The 1,048-nt window shown below is 39.0% G+C and carries 1 protein-coding gene and 1 pseudogene; both read right to left on the reverse strand.

All coding sequences use genetic code 11. The annotated features are described in order from the left end of the window. Positions 1–92: 92 nt before the first annotated feature. Positions 93–530 (reverse strand): Imm26 family immunity protein, encoded by a 438-nt coding sequence (locus OI69_RS18730; protein ID WP_052198415.1) that lies wholly within the window; start codon positions 528–530, stop codon positions 93–95. Next, positions 521–1,048: pseudogene (locus OI69_RS20020) on the reverse strand (RHS repeat-associated core domain-containing protein); the annotation flags it as partial. The pseudogene OI69_RS20020 and the gene OI69_RS18730, both read right to left, overlap by 10 nt.

Below are 1,048 nucleotides of genomic sequence, written 5' to 3' on the forward strand. Positions count from 1 at the left end.
ATTGAGACGGAGATTAATCTCTGACACTACACGGAATAAACAGCAGGTAAAAAATAGCCGGAAGGATCGTTGGGATCGCTTCCGGCTTTGTATTAGCTATTCAGTAAAATATTTTGGATAAGCTCAAAGCCAAAAACAGACATAGATGGATATTGGCTGTACTCATTTATAGAAAGCTTTCGTATAACTTTATCTCCCTCATGAAGATCGCCTGCTAAATTAAATAGCATTAGTTCTAAACTATCTGGTGATAAACTTCTATTTCCTATAATTTCCCACTCGCCATTGACGATTTTCTTAACGCTGGAAAAAATAACTTTTATTTTATTACCATTGTCATCCAATAAAATTGGAATGCCGCCTTCAGGGATTTCAATTGATTTTCCAGTGCCTTTTTCAAGAACACAGAAAGAAAATACTTTCTTATAGTCTCCCTTGGGAGCCCAAACTATCTGACAAATAGCGTAATTATTATTGTCCAATGGAAGCAAAAATATATCACCAGAACTGTATTTAATCTTTATGGCCATAGTCCCTTACCTTTTAGAACAGAAAGCGCATCATCAAGTATCTTACTTCCCCAGTCTGTGTTATGTCCGGCAACATCATATATTGGCGCATTAGGATTGTTAGGACTGTAAGACCTTATCTCATTTAGCAAAGATGTTGACTTATTTACTGATAACGGCCCACCGTTAAGATCCATGATTTTTTGCTCCAAGAATTTAGCTTCGGCCTTAGTCAAATTATTGTTAAATATAATATCTTGTCTTAGATGGGATTTCCCTGCTGTTTCAGCATGGATACCAAGGCGAGATGGTGCGTCACCTCTCCCTACATAAAGTATATTCTTTCCGTCATGTAACACATATAGACCTTGACCATCGGCTTTACTATATTTAGCCCCTGTTCCACCTGACGTTCGGGTTGATGGTAAACCTTTACAAGGTGTTAGTCCCCACGGATCAACCCAACTGACAGGGTTATGTACATACCCGTAGTTACTCTCCCCACCCAACACCCCTATCGGGTCATAGGGACTATCCCG

It is taken from the genome of Pectobacterium fontis, from assembly GCF_000803215.1.
GTDB lineage: Bacteria > Pseudomonadota > Gammaproteobacteria > Enterobacterales > Enterobacteriaceae > Pectobacterium > Pectobacterium fontis.

Excerpts from the sequence above, each read along its gene's own strand:
- OI69_RS18730 (WP_052198415.1), bottom strand. The coding sequence starts at position 530 with ATGGCCATAAAGATTAAATACAGTTCTGGTGATATATTTTTGCTTCCA.